The following is a 20001-nucleotide window of genomic DNA, read 5'->3' as shown; positions in this document are numbered from 1 at the left end:
CCAGCTCCGCGTCATCCACAAACTCGTCGCAACGGCCAAACCGGGTAAAAAACCTATTTAAATTACAAATATAAACTGTATATCCCCCCTTATCAGTGCAACCCACATAAACCCTATTAGATTTCAGTATATGATCACCATACTCATCAAAATGAGGATGCACAATCCGAAATGCTCTGCTCATCAGTGGATAATTAACCCGAGGAGCTACCAGTATCGGATCAAAAACCTCTTTTTTGCTTTTGTACTCGTTACAGTCAGGACATACAACGCAGAGATTCTTGGGCTCAAACATGAAGTTCAAATACTGAGACTTCGGGACAATATGCTCAACTGGCGCACCAGCTGCTGACCTAACGGCTACCGCGCCCAAACAATACACGCACTGTAAACGCTGAACATTTCTATAATAATCCCTGATTTCACATCGTACACCCTCTAGATCTGGCGAACTCCAATCGCGGTGCGAATAATTTTCATCGGCAACCTTCTCATTAATCTTAGCTTGTGATGCTTCGCTATATACTAACGGCGCATTAATTATTGGCATAATGCTTACACACTTCTGCTACCGAGTTAATCAACTCCTTTACGGGGTCTCCTCTTTCAACTTGTACATCAAGAGCTAATAAACGTTCTAGATCAAGCGAAGATTCTTCGCTGACCGCCTTGTTTGCCTTGACACGAGCAAGAAGATTGAATGCAAGACGAGATATATATTCATTCATAATGCCAGGAGCATCAAAAAGCTCTGCCAATTGATAGTCTGCCGAGCGCTGATAAAACTCCTCAGCGTCATATATCCTATGTTTCGATAACGAAGTTATAAAACACGCCCGACTATTAAGTCTCGCAATGACCTGAGGAGAGTGAGTAGCGATGATGAAATGACAACCCTTATAGGAGGCAAAGGACTTCATCAACATCATCATAAACTCTTCCTGCCATCTCGGATGCAAGCTAATTTCAGGCTCGTCGATCAACACCAAAGAACCATCGGTAATATGTCCAGCAATACCAAGCATTAAAACTAGCAGGCATTGCTCGCCCGAGCTTGCTCGCTTTAGAGATAACTCACCGTAACCTTCTTTCTGCAACTTCAAATCCATCAACCGCATTAAGCCCGCATTCATGAGAATTAGAACGGACTCAATAAAGCTGTCGTCAGTAACAACGCCATCTAAGCGAGATAGCCCGCCTGCGAAATTAACGGTCAGCTCAACAGCTTTCCTATGCGCTAAAAACTTATTCACTTTAATCATAGAGTGAATGACTTTATGACGCTGGGACAATGTTAACGATCTTAAACTTCCAAAATAACGCTCATCTACTCGTATACCATAATCCCGATCCAAATTTCTAAGTTCAATTTCTAAACTCGGATCCTCAATAATATCAACAACAAAAACACCAGACTTACTTCTTAAGTATCCCGGCTTAAATATAAAATCTACCACAGGGGAAAAGCTCAAAGATTCAAACACAGACAATAAATTATGGCCCGCCGACTGAACCAGCAACTGGTCTAATAAGCCTTTAGCGGCAGAGGATATTAAAGATACCGCTGATGAAGGTTGATAGAGACCTTCAGTCCTCATACCGACATAACGATAATTTGTATTACCTTCTATGTCAGCTTTACGTCGAGGAGGGAATTTATCGAAAGGACTAGTAGATACCGCAATCACCTTAGGCTCACCGCTCCAAACTATAGCCTTTCTGGCAGAACTTCCAAAATTAGATAACTCTAACCTTTCCTCGGCATTAGCTTTGACTATCTCTGCTAATAAACGACTTTTACCAACTCCATTTTTCCCGACTATAACTGTAAATACATTTTCGTCATTATCTAGGCGACCTGCTTTAATCAGCTCAACATTTATACCATCATGATAGTGAGAATAAATTCTGCCCATGTTAGAGGTCGTCTTCCGTGATTTTCTCACAGAATATGACGACCTGTGTCATTTAGCCATTACTTTTTGCTGAATGCGATAGTATTGACTGAGCATCGCATCCTATTTTCGCGGCCCATTTCCACCCCCTGTAAGCATCTCCTCGCCCCCTCAAATGAGTGTAACGCCTCAGAGAGTTCCAATCTCTGTGGCCGGACACGCTTGAGACCCTAGGGATATCCCAGTCCATCTCAAAAAGACGACTAACGCCCTCATGTCGAAGGTCATGGAAGTGCAGATCCTCGATCTCAAGCAAAGGACAAGCCCTTGTGAAAGAGGCTGAAACGGACTTTGCATTATAAGGAAAGATCTCCCGATCAGTCTTAGGCATGCTGTGCAGGATCGCCCAGGCCTCATCCGGCAAATGACACCACACGTCATTACCGATTTTTTGCCCAGGATTCTTCATGTCTCGCACGAGCACCGCCTGCCGAACAAGGTCGAGATCCTCCCAACGTATACGCGTGATCTCTTCCTGCCGGCGTGTAGAGAACAGTGCGAATGCAATCATCTTCGGCATGTGAATAGAATCCGGCCGGCGCTTCTGCATCTCGAAGAAATGCCCCATGAGCTTGTCCAACTCATCGAGTGTGGGCCGGCGATTACGCTCTTTGCTCTTGCTGACCATGCCAAGCTTGCGCAAGACCTTGCGAGCGTCAGGCATTGCATGAGAATCGACTTCATAGCCCCATGCCGGCCGCGCCACAGACAACACAGCGCCTAGGTGCGACAGATCATTACCAACCGTCTGCGCCTGCACACCGCCGCCTTCCTCGCTCATCCGCCACTGCGCATACTCCACTAGCTTCTGGCTGTTCAGCGCTGAATCCTCTAACTCACCTAACCAGGTATCTTTGATCGCGCTTAAAGTCGCGCTCTTCGTCTTCCCCAGCGGCCGGATCTTCTCGTACTCATCCAGGTACTGCTCGATCATCTTCTTGATCGTCACCCCCTTCCGATTCGCCCGCTCAATAGCACCTGGCTGGGCCAGCTCCGTCTCCCGTCGCTTAATCCAGGCCTGAGCTACCTGCTTACGGTCGAAGGTTTGGCTTTCCTGATAAACTGTCTTGCCATCCCGATTGATCCGTATCTGCGCCGTGTAGGCTGTTGAGTTGTCCTTGCGCTTACGTGCTGTGATCGTGCCCATTTCCAGTTGCTACATTGCCAAATTCGATCGCTACAATGTAGCAACCGACTTTAGAAAACAAGGGAAAACGGGTAAAAACTGCTGTATAAAAGATCAGTATTAATGAATTTCGAAAAAGCCGAATCTCCAGTAAACGCTAGCCTTTACCGCTCAGAGCCGTCACGCCGTTTTAGCGTGGCGCCGATGATGGATTGGACCGACCGCCACTGCCGGTACTTCCTGCGCCTGCTCTCCAAGCACGCCCTGCTCTACACCGAGATGGTCACCACTGGCGCGATCCTCCACGGCGACCACGAGCGCTTCCTACGTCACAACGAAGCCGAGCACCCACTCGCGCTGCAACTGGGCGGCAGCGTCCCCGCCGACCTGGCCGCCTGCGCACGCATGGCTGAGGCTGCCGGTTACGATGAAGTGAACTTGAACGTCGGCTGCCCGAGTGATCGGGTGCAGAACAATATGATCGGCGCGATCTTGATGGCGCACCCGGCCCTGGTGGCGGAGTGTGTGAAGGCGATGCGGGATGCGGTGTCGATTCCGGTGACGGTGAAGCATCGTATCGGGATCAATGGGCGGGACAGTTATGCCGAGTTGTGTGATTTCGTTGGGACGGTGAGGGATGCGGGGTGTACGAGTTTTACGGTGCATGCGCGGATTGCGATTCTGGAGGGGTTGTCGCCGAAGGAGAATCGGGATATTCCGCCGTTGCGGTATGACGTGGCGGCGCAGTTGAAGCAGGATTTCCCGGCGTTGGAGATTGTGCTGAACGGCGGCATCAAGACGCTGGAGCAGTGCCAGGAGCATTTGCAGGTGTTTGATGGGGTGATGTTGGGGCGGGAGGCTTATCACAATCCGTATGTGTTGGCGCAGGTGGATCAGCAGTTGTTTGGCAGTGCGGCGCCGGTGGTGAGTCGGGCGCAGGTGTTGGCGCAGTTGCGGCCTTATATTGCCGAGCATTTGGCCAGCGGTGGGGCGATGCATCATGTTACTCGGCACGTGTTGGGGCTGGGGACTGGGTTTCCGGGGGCTCGGCGGTTCAGGCAGTTGTTGTCGGTGGATATTCATAAGGCGAGTGATCCATTGGCGTTGTTGGATCAGGCTGGGGAGTTGTTGGAGGGGCGGTGATTTGGCAGGGTGGGTGTCAGTGGGTGGGTTTGGTGGGTGACAGGCCGCTTTCGCGGGCAAGCCAGCTCCCACAGTTGTGGGTGATGATCGTTCCCATGCTCTGCGTGGGAATGCAGGGCTTGAGCCGTGCGTGGGTGGCGGGACGCAGAGCGTCCCAGGATGCGTTACCACGCGGAGCGTGGGAACGATCGGTAGAGTGGGTTGAACCTGTCGGGGGTTTTGGTCTCCTATTTAGCAGTATGGCCGGTGATTCAAACGGCTGTTTTCAGGTTGTTGCCCGCGCAAACGACCGAATGTATTTGCGCCCTTGAGCGCTTGTCGGCGCTCGGGTAATGTCATCAGACCCACAGGACAGAGCACGCCCATGACTTCCAAGCTGGAACAACTCAAGCAATTCACCACCGTTGTAGCCGATACCGGCGATTTCTCCACCCTCGCCAAGCTCAAGCCGCAAGACGCCACCACCAACCCTTCCCTGCTGCTCAAGGCCGCTTCGATCTCAGGCTATGCCAAGCTGCTGGATGAGTGCGTTAAGGACTGCAACGGTGACGTGGGCCTGGCCAGTGACCGTTTTGCGGTGGCGGTGGGTCAAGAGATTCTCAAAGTGGTGCCGGGCCGTATTTCCACTGAGGTGGATGCGCGCTTGTCGTTCGATGAAGCCGCAATTCTCAAGCGTGCGCACCGTCTGATCGACCTGTACGACAAAGCCGGCGTAGGCCGTGACCGTGTGCTGATCAAGATCGCCTCCACCTGGGAAGGCATCCGCGCGGCGGAGAAGCTGGAAAAAGAAGGCATTCAGACCAACCTGACGCTGCTGTTTTCGTTTGCCCAGGCCGTGGCCTGCGCCGAAGCCGGTGTGTTCCTGATTTCGCCGTTCGTGGGCCGTATCTACGACTGGTACAAGAAGGCCAACGGCAACGACTACACCGGCTCGGAAGATCCGGGCGTGCAGTCGGTGACGCGCATCTACAACTACTACAAGGCCAATGGCTATAAAACCGTAGTCATGGGTGCAAGCTTCCGTAACCTCAGCCAGATTGAAGAGCTGGCCGGCTGTGACCGCCTGACCATCAGCCCGGACCTGCTGGAGAAGCTGGCCGCCGATGAAGGCAAGCTGGAGCGCAAGTTGGCGCCAGGCCATGCCGGTGAAGCGCGGGTGCATCTGACTGAAGCGCAGTTCCGTTGGGAGTCCAACGAGGATGCGATGGCGACGGAGAAGCTGGCGGAGGGGATTCGTCAGTTTGCTCGCGACCAGGAGAAGCTGGAGGCGTTGTTGACTGCCAAGCTGTAAGGCAGGCAGCGACAAAAAGGGCGGCACCTGTGAGGGTGCCGCCCTTTTTTGTGTTTGCTGATCTCAAGCCAGTCACCGTTCAAACTGTGGGAGCGGGCTTGCTCGCGAATGCGGTGGGTCAGTTATGAATTTTCTGACTGACACACCGCATTCGCGAGCAAGCCCGCTCCCACATTGGATTGGGTTTCAACTGAAGGTCAGTGGCGCTCTAGGGCGTTGACCAGGTCGTGGAAGGCTTCGCGGTTGGACTCGTTCAAGCCCATCAAAATCTTGTGCGCTTCCAGCACCTTGACCCGTACGATCTCCTCGGACTGGTCTTGCGAAGGCAGGTCGGTCAGGCATTCCGGGCACGGGATCGGGCGGTCAACGATGTTGAACACTTGATCAAAGCCCATGGACTGCAACAGCCGGGTGATGTCTTCGTGGGTGGTGACCACCGTCGGCAACAGGCCGACCTTCTGCCGAGACAGAATGGACAACTTGGCCAAAAGGCCCAGGGTTGTGCTATCGATGCTGCGGGTTTCGGTCAGATCGATCACGATCGCTGAGAAGTTCAGCGCGGTGAAGATCCGCTCAATCGTCGCATCCAGCGCCGAACACAAGGTCAGGCGCACTTCACCCACAAACTTCAGGACGAAGGTCCCGTCTTGCTCGGCGAATTGGATTCTTCCGGTACTCATCAAAGATTCCTGCTCAACACCAATAGGGCGATATCATCCGGCATCTCCCCTAGCGTGGCCAATCCAAAAACTTGCCGCAGACCATCCAGGCTGCCGCCCGCCGACTTGACCTTTTGGGGCAAGGCGGCTTCTTTCTCTTTGAGTGTAGGCTCTGGAAGCAGGTCCAGGATGCCGTCGGACATCAGCGTAAGGCTGAACGTCGGCGGCAGTTCCAGGATGTGGTCTTCGTAGGTGGCTTCGTTAAACAAGCCCACCGGCAAACCACGGCCTTCCAGGTAACGCACACTGTCGGGAGTGTATAAAACCGGCATCGGCAGGTGGCCGCCGATGCTGTAGGTCAAAAGACCGGTTTCTTCATCAATAACGCCGCCGACCATCGTCACGTGCTTGCCCAGCTTACAGCTGATCAGGCCCCGATTGATGTGGCCGAGCACCTGGGAGGGAGTGAACTCCGGCAAGGTGCCATTGCGCTTGGATTCGAACAACAGCCGTGTGGTCATGAACTTCAACAACACGGTCACAAAAGCAGAAGATGCGCCGTGGCCGGATACGTCGGCCAGGTAGAACGCCACACGTCGCTCATCGACGCGGAAGTAGTCGACGAAATCACCCGACAGGTACAGCGATGGGATGATCTGGTGCGCGAAATTGAATTCGTCGATGGTCCACGGGCTCACCGGCAACATGTTCATCTGCACCTGGCGACCGGCGTTCTGGTCTTCCTGGAGCAGATTGAGGCTGGCTTCGAGTTCGCGGTTGGCGGTTTCGAGCTTTTCGCGATAGCGCTGGTTTTCCAGCAGCAGGCGGTCACGGTCCAGCGCGCGGCGCACCGAGTGCTCCAGCACCGCCAGGTCTTCCAGGGGCTTGATCAGGTAGTCGGCGGCGCCCAGGCGCAGGGCCTCGACAGCATCGTTCATCACGCCGGCACCGGACACAACAATCACTGGTGTCTGCGGCGCACGCTCGGTTACCTGGCGAATCAGCTCAAGGCCGCCCATCTGGGGCATGCGCAGGTCGCAGATCACGAGGTCGGGCTTGTCGCGCTCGAACACCTGGAGACCCTGTTGGCCATTGCTGGCCTGCAGGACGCTGAAGCCACTGTCTTCCAAATAGGCCGCGAGGCTCGCGCGCACTACTTCGTCGTCATCGATTATCAGCAGCGTGGCACTGGTTTTTTGCATGTGGGCAAACGGCGCCAGAATTAGGTTGGCGTAGGCGGCTCGGCAATGGCCGGGCTCACGTACTGGATTCGCTTTCTAGCCTCTCTGTCCTACAAAGCATTGGGATTTCTCCCATGCACAACGGTAAAGCAGAGGTGCCCTTCTAAGGCGCAGACGGTACTCCCATCCGTCAGGGGTTTCAAGCTCATGCCGATGGTCGCCGGGCGTCTTTACACCGCAAATCACCGGGAGTTATAAGAACAGTCACCACCACAACACAAAGTAAGGATGGAACCCGTGAGCGAACATGAGCGCGGCTACGAAGAAAAACGCGATTTCATCCGCATGCGCGTGGATGCCGATGTGTCTTTGATCCACGCCGGGCAAGAGATTGCCGGGGTTTGCGTGGACCTTTCCAGCTCCGGCATGCAGGTTGAGGCACCCCGCCAGTTTCAGGTGGGAGACCCACTGACCGTGCGCATCGATTCGGAGCACGCCGCCCTTGCGGGCCTGGAAGCGGACACCGAGGTGGTGTGGGCCAAAAACGATGGCGAGCGCCAGCATCTGGGCCTCAGGATCTTGAAAATGCGTTGAAAACCGCGCACAAAAAAGGCGACCTATAGCGGTCGCCTTTTTTTCATTTCAAAACGTCACGGCTTAAAAGTCGTCGACGACCTTGCCGTCTTTTACCTTGAACTCACGGTTCTGCAGGTAAGCGTTACGGATAAAGGTGTACTTGTCGCCAGTGATCAGCTTCTCGCTGTCGAGCAGGCTGGCACGGGTATCAACGATGTTCAGGCCGAAGGTGCTGTTGCGCCAGCCGATATCGTTCATGTAGCGGTACGGTTGGGTGTAGCTGTCGACGTATTTGGACGGCGCATCACGCAGGGTGCTTGGGCCCAGCAGCGGCAGCATCACGTAAGGACCGCTGCCGACGCCCCAGTAGCCGAGGGTTTGGCCGAAGTCTTCATCGCTGCGTTGCAGCCCCATTTTGGTGCCGACATCAACAAAGCCGAGCACGCCGAAGGTGGTGTTCATCAACAGGCGCGCGGTGTCTACACCGGCGGCGTGCGGCTTGAGCTGCAGCACGTTGTTGGCCAGGTTGCCGACATCGCCGATGTTGCGGAAGAAGTTGTGGATGCCGTCTTGCACAAATTGCGGGGTTACAAATTGATAACCCTGGGCAATCGGCTTGAGCGCGTAGGTATCAACGGTGTCGTTGAAGGTGAAGATCGGGCGGTTGACGCTTTCCCATGGATCGTCTTCCGACGCAGCCTGGGCCGCGAACGGGGCGAGCAGGATGGTTGCACACACAGATAGCTGAGCGAAGTACTGGCTCCAGCGCATAGCTTTGGCTCCTTGAATGGTCTGTCATGGGCGCTATGCCCTGAATAAGACTGTCAGTATATGACGGATGGGTGGATTTAGGCAGTAACGAGGAATCGACATACGCAAAATGCACAAAATTCCTACAAACAGGTTAAGTGTCATCCGCTTGTCATGCAGCGCGGATAGCGTCGTAGCTATTTCAGGATAGTTATTTCAGGGAAGTCGAAATGCCTCACGCCGAAATTGCCGTCGCCAGCGCTCCCACCTTGACTGCCGTACTGTTTGGCCTGAGTGGCTGCCTGGTGGATTTCGGTTCCCAGGCCCGCACCGACTCGCCCAACCCCGGCTCCCAGGCTACGCCCGGCGCGCTGAAGATTCTGCGCAGCCTCAAGGACCAGGGCGTGCCCTGCGCCTGGCTGGATGAACTGCCCGCCGCGGTCACCACCCCGCTGGCGGCTGCCCTGCCCGCGTGGCTCAAAGCGACGCCACCCTCCACGATCCGCTGGCCGGCGCCGCACGCCTGCTGGCAAGCCTTGATGGAACTGAATATCCAACGCCTCGAAGGTTGTGTGCTGGTCAGCGGCGAGCCGCGTTTGCTGCAATCGGGCCTCAATGCCGGGTTGTGGACCATCGGCCTGGCGTCCTGCGGCTCGCTGTGCGGCCTGTCGCCGGAACAATGGCAGGCGCTGACCGAGCAGCAACGCGAGCACAAGCGCGGTAAAGCCACGGTGGCGTTGTATGGGCTGGGCGTGCATTCGGTGATCGATCACCTTGGCGAGCTGGGCACGTGCCTGGCGGATATCAGCCTGCGCCAGCTTAAAGGCGAGAAGCCCTGATAGAGATCATGCACTCAAGGCGCCGGTGGATTAATCTACAGGTCAGCCCGTAGACCTTTCACGGCGAGCCGCGGTCTATGCCAGTGCCTATCGATAAAAGGAAGAACGTCATGCCTGCCCGCGAACAGCTGAAAGACCAAGTCAGAGAATTGCGCGAGCAATTGAACAGCGACCCGTTGATGTCGGCGGAGAAACGCGACGAGCTGGAATCATTGATTGCCGAACTTGAAGTTCAGGAACCGCTGGAAGGCGCTATCCAGGACCCAAGCATTGCTGATGGCGTGAACCTGGCGGTGGAACGCTTCGAGCTGGACCACCCAGGTATTGCCGGGACCTTGCGCAATATTGTGGTGACCCTGGGCAATATCGGGATCTAACCCGGCCCCAAGCCAAACACAGAACCAAAATGTGGGAGCGGGCTTGCTCGCGAAAGCGGTGTATCAGTTAAGAATCTATCGACTGACACACTGCCTTCGCGAGCAAGCCCGCTCCCACAGTTGTTTTGTGTGAGGGTTACTGACGCGCCAGGCGCACATTCTGGAACTGCACATTCTCCGTGCTGCGATACGGGTTGATATCCAACCCACCGCGCCGCACATAGCGCGCATACACCGTCAACTTCTCCGGTTTGAGCAACCGCTGCAGGTCCAGAAAGATGCGCTCCACGCACTGCTCATGAAAGTCCGAGTGCTGGCGGAAGCTCACGATATATTCCAGCAAACTGGCGTGATCCAGCGCGTGGCCACGGTATTCCACCACCACGCTGCCCCAATCCGGCTGGCTGGTGACCGGGCAGTTGGATTTGAGCAGGTGGCTGTGCACGCTCTCCTCGACGATGCGCGAGTCGTCGCACCGCAGCAGTTCCGGGCGCGGGTGCTCGTAGTTGCTGACGCTGATGTCCAGGTCATCAATGCACGCCCCCGGCAACGCCATCACGCCTTCAGCCTCAACCTCGGCCAGGCTGCGGATGCGCACACTCACAGGCAGGCCGGCGGCGGCGCTGAGGTCGGTGCGCAAGGTGGCTTCAAGGCTCTGCGTGTCGGCAAACGCGGTCTGGTTCAGCGAGTTGAGGTACAACTTGAACGACTTGGACTCGATGATGTTCGGCGACTCGGCCGGGATGCTGAACTCACCGATGGCCACCACCGGCTTGCCGGATGGCAGCAACCACGACAGTTCAAAGCAGTTCCAGAAATCCACGCCTTTATAAGGTAGCGTTTCGGCAGTCAGCCCCAGCTCGGCCCATTTGGCGGCGCGAGGGATCGGGAACAGCAGCGATGGCGTGTAGGTGGAGATGTATTCACTGGACTTGCCCAGCGGCGAATGTTCGGCTGCGGGATGCATGGCGGAAACCTGGCTAAATAAACCGCGCCAGTCTAACAGCCTTTGCTCCCGCCCTTAAGAATCGCCTCACTCAACGGTCAGTTTGCCGACCATGCCCGCCTGATAATGCCCCGGAATGTTGCAGGCAAACTCAAGACCGGTGGCCTTGTTGAAGGTCCAGGTCAGCTCGGCGGTCTTGCCCGGCTCCACCAGCACACTGTTGGGATCGTCATGCTTCATGCCGCCCATCTCGCCATGCCCCATGGCGGCGTGGTCCATCTTGCCCATGCCGGTGGCCGTGAGCATGCCGCTGGCCTGCATCTTGAGCATTTCTTTCTGGTGTTCGGCGTGCATCGCCGCATCGCCCAGGTTGAATTCGTGCAGCAACTGGCCTTTGTTGACCAGCACAAAGCGCACCGTCTCACCGGCCTTTACGTCCAGGGCCTTGGGCGAAAAGGAAATGTCCTGCAAGGTCACTTCCACCGTGCGCGTGGCTTTATCGGCCGGTGCCGGCTGGCCAAACGCATAGGTGTGGGCCTCGTCGGCCATTGCATTAACGCTCAATGCCAACAAACAGCCCGCCAATAACAGTGGTGTACGCAACGCCATGATGCTTCTCCAGAAAAGTGTGTCCAGCTTGCTCAGCACTTTAAGATGGCCCTGCTGCCAGCCAGCTGACTGCTAGATTACAACTTTGTCAGGTTGCGCCCTGACGCTGCCGCCCACGGTATAAAGCCCATCGTCACCTGTTGCCAAGAGTTGCCCATGAAACTGCTGATCGTTGAAGACCAACCGAAAACCGGCCACTACCTGCGCCAGGGCCTGACCGAGGCTGGTTTTACCACCGAGTTGGTGGCCGACGGCACGAGCGGGCAGCATTTGGCATTGACCGGCGATTACGACCTGCTGATCCTCGACGTGATGCTGCCCGGCCGCGACGGCTGGCAAATCCTGCACGCCGTGCGCAGTGCCGGCCTGGAAATCCCGGTGTTGTTCCTCACCGCCCGCGATGCGGTGGAAGACCGCGTGCACGGCCTGGAACTGGGCGCCGATGATTATCTGGTCAAGCCTTTCGCCTTCTCCGAACTGCTGGCACGGGTGCGCAGCCTGTTGCGCCGTGGCAGCAGCACGCCGCAGGAAACCGCCCTGCAACTGGCCGGCCTGCGCCTGGACCTGATCCGGCGCCGCGTCGAGCGCGACGGCCAGCGCATCGACCTCACCGCCAAGGAGTTCGCCTTGCTCGAACTGCTGCTGCGCCGCCAGGGTGAAGTGCTGTCCAAGAGCCTGATTGCCTCCCAGGTGTGGGACATGAATTTCGACAGCGACACCAATATCATCGAAGTGGCGATCCGCCGCTTGCGCCTTAAAGTCGATGACAACTTCCCCACCAAGCTGATCCACACCGTGCGCGGTATGGGCTATGTGCTGGAGGAACGGTGCAATTGATTGCGCGCCTGTCCCTGGCCAGCCGCCTGGCCCTGTTATTTGCCGGCTGTACGGCGGTGGTCTCGCTCATCGCTGGCGTATTGTTCAACCAGGCCAGCGAAGCGCACTTTATCGAACTGGACCAGCAGCAACTCGACGGCAAACTGATCGCGCTGCGCAGCACCTTGCAAGGCGTCGACTCACTGGCGTCCTTTACTCAGCGAGAAGCGCAACTGCGTGCCGAACTCAGCCGCCAGCCGGACCTTGCCTTGCGCATCAGCGCCGCCGGCCAACGCTGGTTTGATGGCGCGCCGAGCGTCACGCTGCCCGCAGCGCCCGGCCTGCACAGCCTGCAAAATGCCGGCACCGATTATCGCGTGTACAACGCGCCGTTACTGGCCGACCAAGCCGGTTCGCCGCAACTGTCGCTGATCCTCGACATCACGCACCACCAGCACTTTCTGCAACGCATGCAGCGGTTGATCTGGCTCACGGTCGGCTTGTCCGCCCTGGCCACCGCGCTGCTTGGCGCGTGGGCTGCGCGCAGCGGGCTGCGGCCGTTGCGGCGCATGAGTGAAGTGGCGGCCGGCGTGTCGGCCCACTCCCTGACCCAACGCTTGCCCCAGGCGCACATGCCGGTGGAGTTGGCCGAACTCGCCCAGGCGTTTAACGCAATGCTGGGTCGGCTCGACGATGCGTTCCAGCGCCTTTCGGCCTTCTCCGCCGATATCGCCCATGAACTGCGCACGCCGCTGTCGAACCTGCTGACCCACACCCAGGTGATCCTTACCCAGCCGCGCCCGCTGGAGGACTACCGCGAGGCGCTGCACAGCAACCTGGAGGAGTTGCAGTGGATGGCGCAGTTGGTCAATGACATGTTGTACCTGGCCAAAGCCGACCATGGCCTGCTGATGCCCAAGCGCGAAGCGCTGGCGCTGCACGATGAAGTGGGGGCGTTGCTGGAGTTTTTTGCGCTGTTGGCCGAAGACGCGCAGGTCAATCTGGTGTGCGAGGGCACGGCCCGAACGGCGGGTGATCGCGGCATGTTGCGGCGGGCCGTGTCGAACTTGCTGGATAACGCGCTGCGGTTTACCCCGGTGGGTGGCGAGGTGCGGGTGCGGATCATGGAAAGCGCACAGGCTGTGACGCTGACTGTCGCCAATACTGGGGAAGGTATTCCAGCGGCTTTGCTACCTAAATTGTTTGATCGGTTCTATCGGGCAGACCCGGCGCGCCGTGAAGGCAGCAGCGAGCATGCGGGGCTGGGGTTGGCGATTACCCAGTCGATTGTGCGGGCGCATGGGGGGAGGATTTATTGTGAGTCTGAAGCTGGGTGGACGCGGTTTGTGATTGAGTTGCCCAAAGGGCACAGATGATCGTTCCCACGCTCCGCGTGGGAACGCCTCACTGGACGCTCTGCGTCCGCTCTTAGTGACGCGGAGCGTCACGGGCTGCATTCCCACGCGGAGCGTGGGAACGATCGACTTAGCGTTTACGAATACCTGAGGGCATGCGCCGGCTCAATCTTCGCCGCCCGATACGCCGGGTAAATCGTCGCCATAAAGCTCAGCACAAACCCGGCCGTGCAAATCAGCAGCACATCGCCGCCTTGCAGCTCGGAAGGCAGGTTGCTGACGAAGTACACGTCCGAACTGAAGATATGCTGCCCGGTCACGCGCTCCAGCCAGCCCACCAGTTCACTCACGTTCAGCGCCGCAATCACGCCCAGTACGCCGCCGATCAAGGTGCCGACGATACCAATCACCGTGCCCTGCACCATGAAGATCGCCATGATCTGCCGTGGCGTGGCGCCGATGGTGCGCAAAATCGCGATGTCCGCGCCTTTGTCATTCACCACCATGATCAGGGTGGCGATGATGTTGAATGCAGCGACGGCGACGATCATCAGCAACAGCAGGCCGATCATGGTCTTTTCCATCTTCATGGCGCTGAACAGGCTGCCCTGGGTGTGGGTCCAGTCATCCGGTTTGTAGTCGGCGCCCAGGCTCGCGGCAATGTCCGCTGAAACCTTGGGTGCTGCGTACAAATCCTTCACCGCCAGGCGCACGCTTTGCACCTGGTTCGGCTGCCAATGCTGGATCTCGGCGGCGTCGGCCATGTTGATCAGGGCCATGGAGCCATCCAGCTCGGCGCCGACCTTGAAGATACCGACCACGTTCAAGCGCTGCATGCGCGGGGTGATGCCACCCGGTGCGGCCGTGCTGATTTCCGGCACGATCAGGGTCAGCTTGTCGCCCACGTTCAGGCGAAAACGCCGTGCGGTGATGTCGCCGATCACGACGCCGAACTCGCCGGCTTTGAGGTCTTCGAGTTTGCCGCGCACGATATGCTGGGCCACGATCGACACCTTGCCTTCCTGGGCCGGGTCAACGCCGCTGATCTCGATCGGCTGCATCGCGCCCTTGTAGGAGAACATGCCGTCCATTTGTGTGAATGGCACCGCAGCCGTGACCTCGGGGTTCTTCAATGCGGCGGCGGCCACGGGCTGCCAGTTGTCAATCGGGTTCACACCGACGATGGTGGCATGGGGCACCATGCCGAGAATGCGCGTGCTCATTTCACGCTGAAAGCCGTTCATCACCGACAGCACCACGATCATTGCCAATACGCCCAGGGCGAGGCCGATCATCGAGGTCATCGAGATAAACGAGACAAAACGGTTGCGGCGCTTGGCGCGGGTATAGCGCGTGCCGATAAAAATCGATAACGGTCTGAACATTCGCGGGCACCGTTTAAAAAAATGAAAAAGCCCGGCTTTAAAAAGCCAGGCTTGAAACGGGTCAGATGGCGACCAGATGACCTTCCTGCAGGTGCAACACGCGATCCATCTGGCGGGCCATGCTCATGTCATGGGTCACCACCAGGAACGCAGTGCGCATCTGGGTGCTCAGTTCCAGCATCAAGTCCTTGATGCCTTGCGCGGTGTGCGAGTCGAGGTTGCCGGTCGGCTCATCGAGCATCACCAGGCCGGGGTTGTTCACCAGGGCACGGGCAATGGCCACACGCTGGCGTTCGCCGCCGGACAGTTCAGCCGGTTTGTGCTCCAGGCGATGGCCGAGGCCGACGCGCTCCAGCAGTGCCTTGGCGCGCTGGCGGGCTTCGGGGATCGCGGTCTTGCCGATCAGCAGCGGCATGCACACGTTTTCCAGTGCGGTGAATTCCGGCAGCAGATGGTGGAACTGGTACACAAAACCGAGCGAACGGTTGCGCAGTTGGCCACGGGCTTTTTCACCGAGTGCCGACAGCTCTTCACCGGCCAGCCACACGCTGCCCTCCGAAGGTGTATCCAGGCCGCCCAACAGGTTGAGCAAGGTACTTTTGCCGGAACCGGAACTGCCGACGATCGCCACGCGCTCGCCCGGATGCAGCTCCAGCTGCAGGTTGGACAACACCACCACCGACTCCGGGCCTTCCTCGTAGGATTTGCCCAGGTTGCGGCAGCTCAAGATAGCTTTTTCACTCATGCCCGATTCACTCATAACGTAAGGCCTGTGCTGGCTGGGTACGTGCCGCGCGCCAGGCTGGATACAGGGTGGCAAGGAAACTCAATAGCAACGCGGCGCCGCCCACCATCAACACGTCCTGGGCCTGAACCTGGGACGGCAAGTAGTCGATGAAGTAGACGTCGGCGTTGAGAAACTTGTGGCCGATGACTTTTTCCAGCGCGGCGATGGCGGCGCTGACGTTCAGCGCGGCCAGAATGCCGACGGCGGTGCCGATCAAGGTGCCGACCACGCCGATCACGGTGCCCTGCACCATGAAGATCGCCATGATCTGCCCCGGCGTGGCGCCCAGGGTGCGCAGGATGGCGATATCGCCCTTCTTGTCGTTCACCACCATCACCAGGGTGGAGATGATGTTGAACGCGGCCACGGCGACGATCAGCAGCAACAGCAGGCCGATCATGGCTTTTTCCATGCGGATGGCCTGGTACAGGTTGCCGTGGGTGCGGGTCCAGTCGCGGGCGTAGTACTGCGAGTCGCCCAGGTGCTGGGCGATTTCCCAGGCGCCGCGCGGTGCCTCGAACAGGTCGTTGAACTTCAGGCGCAGGCCCTGCACCTGATCCGGCTGCCAGCGATGCAGGCGCGCCAGGTCGGTAAGGTTGGTGAGCCCCAGGTAGCCGTCGATTTCGCCGGCGCCGACGTGGAAGGTGCCGACCACGGTGAAGCGCTTCATGCGCGGGAACATGCCGGCCGGGGTCACGGTGACTTCCGGCGCGACGAAGGTGAGTTTGTCGCCGATGCCCACGCCGAGCTTGGCCGCGGCCTTGTCGCCGATCACGATGCCGAAGCTGCCGGGCGCCAGGTCGTCGAGTTTGCCCTGCAACATGAACTTGTCGATGATCGACACGTTACGTTCCTGGGCCGGGTCGACGCCATTGAGCAGGATCTTCTGCACCTTGCCGTCGTTGGTCAGCAGCCCCTGCATCTGAGTAAAGGGCGCAACGGCCACCACCTTGGGGTTCTGCTTGACCTTGGCGGCCAGGCTTTGCCAGTCGTTGATGGGTTCATCGGACTCGATGGTCGCGTGGGGCACCATGCCCAGCACGCGGGTGCGCATCTCATGATCGAAGCCATTCATCACCGACAGCACCACGATCATCACGACCACGCCCAAGGCGAGCCCGATCATCGAGGTCAGGGAAATGAACGACACAAAATGATTGCGGCGCTTTGCACGGGTATAACGCGTGCCGATAAATACGAAGAGAGGTCTGAACATGTCGGGGCTTGTTCGGAGGAAAAGAAGACGTCCCGGTGGCGGGGTCAGGTAAGCAGCTTTACACTCAGACCATTACCGCTACTTTGGGTTCGCCATGTCGACATTAGATGAAGAAGAACGCCGCGAATACTACCGTATCGACGACATGATCGCACTGCAAATCAGCACACTGTCTGCCCCGGAAGCGGCGAGCAAGGAAGTGTTGCTGGATGATTCCCCGCTATTCAATCTGCTCAGCGAACTGCACCTCAGCGAATTCGAAGCCCAGCACCTGCTGCGCCAGATCAGCGAGAAGGATCGCAGCCTGGCGGCCTTCCTCAAAGTCCAGAACAAACGCGTGGATCTGCTCAGCCAGATCATGGCCCGTGGTCTACTGGACGAGGTCGGCGCGCCGCAGCCGGTCATCATCTCCGAAGGCGGCATCGACTTCCAACACCCCACGCCCCTGGCGCCCGGCGCGCATCTGGCGGTCAAACTGGTGCTGATGCCCCAGGCGCTCGGCCTGCTGCTGCGCGCACGCGTGACGCATTGCGACCCCAAGGGCGATAGTTTTGACGTGGGCACGGAGTTCGAATCCATGACCGACGCCCAACGCCAGTTGCTGGCGCGCTATATCCTGCAGAAACAGGCCCAGGAACGCCGTCTGGCGCGGGAACAAAGCGACGACCTCTGAATACGTATTGACTACGCCAGGCTATCTGGCGCAAAGGAGCAACTGTGACCCTGATTTACGGCCACCGCGGTGCCAAAGGCGAAGCACCGGAAAACACCCTGACCAGCTTTCAGGAGTGCCTCAAGCACGGTGTACGCCGTTGCGAACTGGACCTGCACCTGTCCATGGACGGCGAGTTGATGGTGATCCACGACCCGACCCTCAAGCGCACCGCCGACCGGCGCGGCAAGGTCGTCGAGTATTCGGCGGCGGACCTGGTAAAGATGGACGCGCGCAAAGGTGGCCCAGGCTGGGTCAAACCGTGCCCGATTCCGCGCTTGGAAGAACTGTTCGAACAGTGCAACTTCGATCACTGGCAGCTGGAAGTCAAAAGCGCCTCACGCACCCGCGCCGCGACCACCGTGTTGGCGATCCGCGAGATGGCGGTGCGACATGGCCTGATGGACAAGGTCACCGTCACTTCAAGTTCGCGGGAAGTATTAAAAGCAGCGGTGGAACTCACCCCCGACCTGTCACGCGGTCTGGTGGCCGAATACGCCTGGCTCGACCCGTTGAAGGTCGCGCAAAACTACGGCTGTGAGTACCTGGCATTGAACTGGACGCTGTGCACCCCCGAGCGTCTGGAAAAAGCCCAGCGCCAGGGTTTGCACGTGTCCGTGTGGACGGTCAACGAACCTGCGCTGATGCGCAGGCTCGCCGACTTCGGCGTAGATAGCCTGATTACAGACTTTCCCGGTTTGGCCACTGCCACCCTCGAGAATTACTGAAATCGGTCTCCCCGGCCGGCTCAGGCCACCGGCCGGAGCCGCTCAAAAAAGCCGGTTGAGGCCGTCGTAGGCCGCTACCCGATAGGCTTCGGCCATGGTCGGGTAGTTGAACGTGGTGTTTACAAAGTACTTGAGGGTATTTTGCTCACCCGGCTGGTTCATGATCGCCTGGCCGATGTGCACGATCTCCGAGGCCTGGTAGCCGAAGCAATGTACGCCGAGAACCTCAAGGGTTTCACGGTGGAACAGAATCTTCAGCATGCCCTGCGGCTCACCAGCGATCTGCGCACGCGCCATGCTCTTGAAGAACGCCTTGCCGACTTCGTAAGGCACCTTGGCCTTGGTCAGTTCGTGCTCGTTCTTGCCGATCGAGCTGATCTCGGGAATTGTGTAGATCCCGGTCGGCACGTCGTTCACGTAGCGCCAGCTGCCATTGTCGACAATGCTGCCGGCGGCCGAACGGCCCTGGTCATGGGCGGCACTGGCCAGGCTCGGCCAGCCGATCACGTCACCGGCACCGTAGATGTTCGGTACGCAGGTGCGGTAGTTCTCGTCCACTTCGATCTGGCCACGGCTGTTGACCTTGACCCCGATGTTTTCCATGCCCAGCTTGTCGGTGTTGCCGGTACGGCCGTTGCACCACAGCAAGGCGTCGGCCTTGATCTTTTTGCCCGACTTGAGGTGCAGAATCACGCCGTTATCCAGGCCTTCGACCCGCTCGTACTCTTCGTTGTGGCGCACGGTGATGTTGTTGTTGCTGAAGTGGTAGCTCAACGCCTGGGAGATTTCCGAGTCGAGGAAGCTCAGCAACTGGTCGCGGTTGTCGACCAGTTCCACCAACACGCCCAGGCCGCTGAAGATCGAGGCGTATTCACAGCCGATCACGCCGGCGCCATAAATGATCAGTTTGCGCGGGGTGTGGCCCAGGCTCAGGATGGTGTCGCTATCGTAGATACGCGGGTGGTGGAAATCGATATCGGCCGGGCGATACGGGCGCGAACCGGTGGCGATGATGATGTGCTTGGCCACCAGTTTTTCGACCACGCCGTTGGCGCAGACCACTTCGACGGTTTGCTCGTCGGCAAAGCTGCCGGTGCCGAAAAACAGGTCGACGCGGTTACGGGCGTAGTAGCCGGTGCGCGAAGCAACTTGTTTGGAAATGACTTTTTCCGCGCTTTTCAATACGTCCGGGAACGAGAACCAGCGCGGCTCACCAATGGCCCGGAACATCGGGTTGGTGTTGAACTGCATGATCTGGCGCACCGAGTGACGCAAGGCCTTGGACGGGATGGTACCCAGGTGGGTGCAGTTACCGCCGACCTGGCGACGGCTATCGACCATCGCCACCTTGCGCCCCGCTTTGGCGGCGTTCATTGCCGCACCTTCTCCAGCCGGGCCGGAACCCAGTACCACTACGTCGTAGTTGTAGACAGCCATGCGTACTCCTCAGAACAGGCCAGGCGTACGGTTGGACGCCTGGCTAAATCATGCCGCGGCCAGCGGGCATGAAGGAAATTTTTGGCTCAAGTGTGTGAGCCGGGGCACAGTCT

At 58.1% G+C, this 20001-nt stretch carries 20 protein-coding genes; 9 read left to right on the top strand and 11 right to left on the bottom strand.

Annotated features, from left to right (window positions below; translation table 11 throughout):
- Nucleotides 1–536: 536 nt before the first annotated feature.
- Complete coding sequence (locus BFP92_RS30280) at nt 537–1916, bottom strand: AAA family ATPase (RefSeq protein ID WP_083221718.1); 1380 nt, start codon at nt 1914–1916, stop codon at nt 537–539.
- Nucleotides 1917–1968: 52 nt separating this feature from the next.
- Complete coding sequence (locus BFP92_RS08980) at nt 1969–3102, bottom strand: site-specific integrase (protein ID WP_065929200.1); 1134 nt, start codon at nt 3100–3102, stop codon at nt 1969–1971.
- Between the two features lie 102 nt (nt 3103–3204).
- Between BFP92_RS08980 and dusA the strand changes: the two genes are divergently transcribed.
- Together dusA and tal are read left to right on the top strand one after the other, a co-directional pair.
- Nucleotides 3205–4224, top strand: a complete 1020-nt coding sequence (gene dusA, locus BFP92_RS08975) for a tRNA dihydrouridine(20/20a) synthase DusA (protein ID WP_065929199.1) — start codon at nt 3205–3207, stop codon at nt 4222–4224.
- Between the two features lie 364 nt (nt 4225–4588).
- Nucleotides 4589–5515, top strand: coding sequence for a transaldolase (gene tal / locus BFP92_RS08970; RefSeq protein ID WP_065929198.1), 927 nt, complete (start codon nt 4589–4591; stop codon nt 5513–5515).
- 197 nt (nt 5516–5712) lie between these two features.
- Here tal and rssC read toward each other — a convergent pair whose 3' ends face one another.
- Together rssC and rssB are read right to left on the bottom strand one after the other, a co-directional pair.
- Entirely contained in the window at nt 5713–6195 is a 483-nt protein-coding gene (rssC, locus tag BFP92_RS08965; RefSeq protein WP_010212025.1) for an anti-sigma factor antagonist RssC, read from the bottom strand.
- On the bottom strand, nt 6195–7376 hold the full coding sequence (rssB, locus tag BFP92_RS08960; protein ID WP_065929197.1) for a two-component system response regulator RssB: 1182 nt from the start codon (nt 7374–7376) through the stop codon (nt 6195–6197). Before rssB ends, rssC begins: the two co-directional genes overlap by 1 nt.
- A gap of 276 nt (nt 7377–7652) precedes the next feature.
- Here rssB and BFP92_RS08955 point away from each other — a divergent pair, with 276 nt between their 5' ends.
- Nucleotides 7653–7949 (top strand): PilZ domain-containing protein, encoded by a 297-nt coding sequence (locus BFP92_RS08955; protein ID WP_065929196.1) that lies wholly within the window; start codon nt 7653–7655, stop codon nt 7947–7949.
- A gap of 63 nt (nt 7950–8012) precedes the next feature.
- On the opposite strand, the gene BFP92_RS08950 is transcribed toward BFP92_RS08955, so the two are convergent.
- Complete coding sequence (locus BFP92_RS08950) at nt 8013–8702, bottom strand: MlaA family lipoprotein (protein ID WP_065929195.1); 690 nt, start codon at nt 8700–8702, stop codon at nt 8013–8015.
- A gap of 209 nt (nt 8703–8911) precedes the next feature.
- Between BFP92_RS08950 and BFP92_RS08945 the strand changes: the two genes are divergently transcribed.
- Entirely contained in the window at nt 8912–9520 is a 609-nt protein-coding gene (locus BFP92_RS08945) for an HAD superfamily inactivated hydrolase PcrP (RefSeq protein WP_065929194.1), read from the top strand.
- Between the two features lie 110 nt (nt 9521–9630).
- Nucleotides 9631–9897, top strand: coding sequence for a DUF4404 family protein (locus BFP92_RS08940; protein WP_058419628.1), 267 nt, complete (start codon nt 9631–9633; stop codon nt 9895–9897).
- Between the two features lie 136 nt (nt 9898–10033).
- Here the strand turns inward: BFP92_RS08940 and queF are convergent, their stop codons facing one another.
- A complete protein-coding gene (queF, locus tag BFP92_RS08935; RefSeq protein ID WP_065929193.1) occupies nt 10034–10864 on the bottom strand; it encodes an NADPH-dependent 7-cyano-7-deazaguanine reductase QueF in 831 nt (276 codons plus the stop codon).
- Nucleotides 10865–10930: 66 nt separating this feature from the next.
- Nucleotides 10931–11452, bottom strand: coding sequence for a copper-resistant cuproprotein CopI (locus BFP92_RS08930; protein WP_065929192.1), 522 nt, complete (start codon nt 11450–11452; stop codon nt 10931–10933).
- 156 nt (nt 11453–11608) lie between these two features.
- Between BFP92_RS08930 and BFP92_RS08925 the strand changes: the two genes are divergently transcribed.
- Nucleotides 11609–12289 (top strand): heavy metal response regulator transcription factor, encoded by a 681-nt coding sequence (locus BFP92_RS08925; RefSeq protein ID WP_065929191.1) that lies wholly within the window; start codon nt 11609–11611, stop codon nt 12287–12289.
- On the top strand, nt 12286–13644 hold the full coding sequence (locus BFP92_RS08920) for a heavy metal sensor histidine kinase (protein ID WP_065929292.1): 1359 nt from the start codon (nt 12286–12288) through the stop codon (nt 13642–13644). Before BFP92_RS08925 ends, BFP92_RS08920 begins: the two co-directional genes overlap by 4 nt.
- Nucleotides 13645–13760: 116 nt before the next feature.
- Here BFP92_RS08920 and BFP92_RS08915 read toward each other — a convergent pair whose 3' ends face one another.
- The 3 genes from BFP92_RS08915 to BFP92_RS08905 all read right to left on the bottom strand — a co-directional run bounded on the left by BFP92_RS08915 (nt 13761) and on the right by BFP92_RS08905 (nt 17011).
- Nucleotides 13761–15008 (bottom strand): lipoprotein-releasing ABC transporter permease subunit, encoded by a 1248-nt coding sequence (locus BFP92_RS08915; protein ID WP_056857275.1) that lies wholly within the window; start codon nt 15006–15008, stop codon nt 13761–13763.
- A 61-nt stretch (nt 15009–15069) separates the two neighbouring features.
- Complete coding sequence (lolD, locus tag BFP92_RS08910) at nt 15070–15753, bottom strand: lipoprotein-releasing ABC transporter ATP-binding protein LolD (protein WP_020372695.1); 684 nt, start codon at nt 15751–15753, stop codon at nt 15070–15072.
- Between the two features lie 7 nt (nt 15754–15760).
- The gene (locus BFP92_RS08905) at nt 15761–17011 is read right to left on the bottom strand and encodes a lipoprotein-releasing ABC transporter permease subunit (protein WP_065929190.1); all 1251 of its coding nucleotides are present in this window, start codon (nt 17009–17011) and stop codon (nt 15761–15763) included.
- A gap of 94 nt (nt 17012–17105) precedes the next feature.
- Here BFP92_RS08905 and BFP92_RS08900 point away from each other — a divergent pair, with 94 nt between their 5' ends.
- Together BFP92_RS08900 and BFP92_RS08895 are read left to right on the top strand one after the other, a co-directional pair.
- On the top strand, nt 17106–17684 hold the full coding sequence (locus tag BFP92_RS08900) for a PilZ domain-containing protein (RefSeq protein WP_065929189.1): 579 nt from the start codon (nt 17106–17108) through the stop codon (nt 17682–17684).
- Between the two features lie 44 nt (nt 17685–17728).
- Nucleotides 17729–18451: a glycerophosphodiester phosphodiesterase gene (locus tag BFP92_RS08895; RefSeq protein WP_065929188.1), complete on the top strand. Its 723-nt coding sequence runs from the start codon at nt 17729–17731 to the stop codon at nt 18449–18451.
- Nucleotides 18452–18493: 42 nt separating this feature from the next.
- Here the strand turns inward: BFP92_RS08895 and sthA are convergent, their stop codons facing one another.
- A complete protein-coding gene (sthA, locus tag BFP92_RS08890) occupies nt 18494–19888 on the bottom strand; it encodes a Si-specific NAD(P)(+) transhydrogenase (RefSeq protein ID WP_003189670.1) in 1395 nt (464 codons plus the stop codon).
- Nucleotides 19889–20001 lie beyond the last annotated feature (113 nt).

Origin of the sequence: Pseudomonas sp. 58 R 3, from assembly GCF_900006605.1 — a bacterium.
Classification (GTDB): domain Bacteria; phylum Pseudomonadota; class Gammaproteobacteria; order Pseudomonadales; family Pseudomonadaceae; genus Aquipseudomonas; species Aquipseudomonas salomonii.
Note: the sequence above shows the minus strand (reverse complement) of the source record. Positions and strands in the feature narration are given on the sequence as shown.